Source organism: Bartonella florencae (assembly GCF_000312525.1).
GTDB classification, from domain to species: Bacteria; Pseudomonadota; Alphaproteobacteria; order Rhizobiales; family Rhizobiaceae; genus Bartonella; species Bartonella florencae.
The window spans coordinates 97,974-101,348 of record NZ_HE997451.1 but is presented as its reverse complement, the minus strand read 5'-3'; the positions used below and the strand labels follow the sequence as shown (position 1 = coordinate 101,348).

The following is a 3,375-nucleotide window of genomic DNA, read 5'->3' as shown; positions in this document are numbered from 1 at the left end:
ACTTATTTAGCCAATCGACTTACGCTAGAATTTGGACGGCGCATTTATACCCATCTTTTAAGCCCTTCCTTGCCCACTTTACGTCATTGGCAAGCAGGAGAATTGTTTTTGCGTATTGGAGAAATTGACACAGTTTACGGGATTTTAACAGCAAACCCTATGCAAAAAATAAAAAATACTGTTTATAAACCAATATAATTAATAATATAATGAAAAATATGAGATATTATAAATATTAAAATCATTACTAATAGTGATTTTTTTATAGAATCTTTCCAACTATAGCTTTTAAATCTCAATAACAAAGTACATACAAAAAAACCTGCAAGAAAACCTATAAATTCTGGAAAAAATAATTTTATATAAATAATATCCATAATAAAAAGCTCACAAAATGTTTATTGCCATAAATGAATAATAGATATCCCTGAAATCATTTTTTTCTAACTTTTTATTAAATATTACTGATCTCAGGGAATATATTGATCTCTATTTTCTAATAAATTAGAATCAATAATCTTTTATTTTACCGATGAAAGCATTCATCTAATTTATGTACTAAGGTTGTAGCGCTTTCGTATAGTCCGGCTGATAATGCTCCTGGGCCAGCGCCTACACCTGCAACTGCCGCGCCGGCTGCCGCTCCTGCACCAAGTCCTAAAAGTCCATGCATACCCACGTCATAAGCATAACCACCCACATCACAACTGTCAGAGTGAAACCAACTTGATGAATGTGAACTATTTGAATCATGTGATGAGCTTGAACTACCCATTTTAATCCTCCTTAATTTATTAAAATAACGTATCAGAGTGATACAGTTAAAACGGCTATCATACGGTTTAGAGCGCTGTCAAATATAATTTTAAAAATATAAATAAAAATTATTTATAAATAATAAATACATTATAATTAAAATAAACTATTTTACATAATTTAATACATTATCAATGTAAATTATATCTATAAAGCATAATAACAACAAATATAAAAAAAGAAGTTGTAGATATAATTACAAAAAATAAATTTAATAATATTTCTTATTTTATTTTTTACTATAATTTTTAGATTTTTAAGGTAAAAACATTGCATAGAAAATATATAAATCATATGTAGAAGATAATAATTCTTCAATAATACGAATAAAATTACTCATAAAAAAATATTTACAAATGTATAAAATAATTACTAAAAATAAAGCTTACTTAAACTGATAAAAAATTAATATTATAATAAACATATTGTATGTATAAAACATTTTCATTTTAAGATGTCTATCTATTTTGTGATATGATTTTATATATAAATAAGATAAAAATAATAAATTAATTATATATTATTTTAAAATTCCCATATATTTAACTAATAAACTTCCAGAATAATATATTATAAAAAATACAATTGTCCCTAATATTATTCTTTTTATACTCCAATTCTTACCTTGAAATATATTACAAAAAAACATGAAAAATCCAAATGCAATTGCTGTCACTAAGGAACTAATAAAAGTATACATAACAAAAAATCCAAAATAAAATATCTATTATCATAAACAAAAATATCCCTGAAATCAGTTGAGCCATAGCTTTAAAGTATGTTTACAACATTACTGATCTCAGAAATATTTTACCCACTATTTGCTAATAAATTAGAAACGGCGTCTTTTCACTTTACGGATGGCATTGATTGTACTTATCTATCAAACCGCTAGCAGCTCCTTCTAATCCCCCTCCTACTGCTCCACCGAGCGCACCAACAGGACCTCCAGCAGCTCCTGCTATTCCACCTCCTATTGCTCCTAGACCTCCGTGTATGGCCGCTGCTTCAACATAATCGCCTACTTGACAGCTCGGATTCGGATGACATTGATTATACTTATCTACAAAACCGTTAGCAGCTCCTGCTAGTCCGCCGCCTACTGCTCCAGTGACCACACCAACAGGACCTGCCACTACACCACCTGCTCCTCCTCCTATTGCTCCTATACCTCCGTGTATGGCCGCTGCTGCAACGTAATCATCTACTTCACAGCTCGGATTCGGATGAAATTGATTGTACTTATCTACCAAGGCATCACCAGCTCCTCCTATTCCGCCACCTACTGCTCCACCTAGAAAGCCAGTACCTGCACTTCCTGGTCTAGCAATAGAACTTCCAGCTGCACCAGCACCACCTCCTAATATTGCTCCTACCATGCCGCCTGTACCTGCCGCTTGGGCATAAGCGTCTGTACTATAATCATCTTCTGGAAAAAGCCAACTGTGCGGACGTGAACTACTATCTGAATCATGTGATGAACTTGAACTACCCACTTTAATCCTCCTTAATTTATTAAAAAACGTATCAGAATGATACAGTAAAACTGGTAGCATGCGGTTTAGAGCACTGTCAAATATAATTTTAAGTTAAAATAAAATAAAAATAATGTATAAATAATAGATACATTATGTTGATATTATATTATCACAAAATGTATATTTTAATTAAGCAATAATAATATTTACAATACTGTTAAAATATGCGACATCCATCGCTCTTTCTCTTAAACAAACATAAAATCAAATGGACCCTTCACAAGAAAAACTAGTAGCCTTTTCTTGGTTTACAAGAACAACAAAGAAATATATTTATTATGTCATCGAACTCAGCTGTGTGGCCATCGTTTTGCGTTTGCTGGGTTTGGTGAATCCTTTTATTTTTCAGGCGATTATTGACCGTATTCTCCCTTTTTAACGCCTTGAAGGTCTCTATGCTATCGTTGTCTTGATGGTTGCTATCATGCTATTTAGCACTGCTCTTAGTACTCTATCAGGTTACCTAGGCACTTATTTAGCCAATCGACTTACGCTAGAATTTGGACGGCGCATTTATACCCATCTTTTAAGCCCTTCCTTGCCCACTTTACGTCATTGGCAAGCAGGAGAATTGTTTTTGCGTATTGGAGAAATTGATACAATTCATGTTTTTTAACAGAAAATTCTATGTAAAAACATAATAAATATGGATAAATATTTATTATAAACCAATATAATTAAATAAATTACCATATCTAATAATATATTTAGCTTACAATTTAATATCCATAATAAAGTAATTAAAAATAGAATATAATATAAAAAAAGCGATAATTTTAAATAATTCACATTTTATATTTTTTTTAAAATTATTTAATTTAAATATATAAGGAATAATACATAAAATTCCATATATAATTGTTACTCCTATTGAAAATTTAATGCTACTAAAGAAATGATCCATAAATAAAGTCCAAAATAAAATATATTATTATAATAAAAAAAATAGCTATAAAATCAGTTGTATTAATAAAATTTAAACTATATCAATAACATTACTATCTTAGAAATATTTTTCTAG

At 30.0% G+C, this 3,375-nt stretch carries 3 protein-coding genes and 1 pseudogene; 2 read left to right on the top strand and 2 right to left on the bottom strand.

Translation table 11 applies throughout. From position 1 onward, the window contains the following. Positions 1–198: pseudogene (locus tag BN202_RS09865) on the top strand (peptidase domain-containing ABC transporter); the annotation flags it as partial. Between the two features lie 328 nt (positions 199–526). Here the strand turns inward: BN202_RS09865 and BN202_RS00445 are convergent. Next, entirely contained in the window at positions 527–775 is a 249-nt protein-coding gene (locus BN202_RS00445; protein ID WP_019218545.1) for a hypothetical protein, read from the bottom strand. Between the two features lie 895 nt (positions 776–1,670). Next, a complete protein-coding gene (locus BN202_RS10135) occupies positions 1,671–2,312 on the bottom strand; it encodes a hypothetical protein (protein ID WP_019218544.1) in 642 nt (213 codons plus the stop codon). A gap of 466 nt (positions 2,313–2,778) precedes the next feature. On the opposite strand from BN202_RS10135, the gene BN202_RS10130 reads away from it, so the two are divergent. Next, positions 2,779–2,970, top strand: a complete 192-nt coding sequence (locus BN202_RS10130) for a 6TM ABC transporter family protein (protein WP_244426369.1) — start codon at positions 2,779–2,781, stop codon at positions 2,968–2,970. Positions 2,971–3,375: the final 405 nt, after the last annotated feature.

Bases quoted from the DNA above. Each gene is read 5' to 3' on its own strand.
- BN202_RS00445 (WP_019218545.1), bottom strand. From the start codon at position 775: ATGGGTAGTTCAAGCTCATCACATGATTCAAATAGTTCACATTCATCA.
- BN202_RS10130 (WP_244426369.1), top strand. From the start codon at position 2,779: ATGCTATTTAGCACTGCTCTTAGTACTCTATCAGGTTACCTAGGCACT.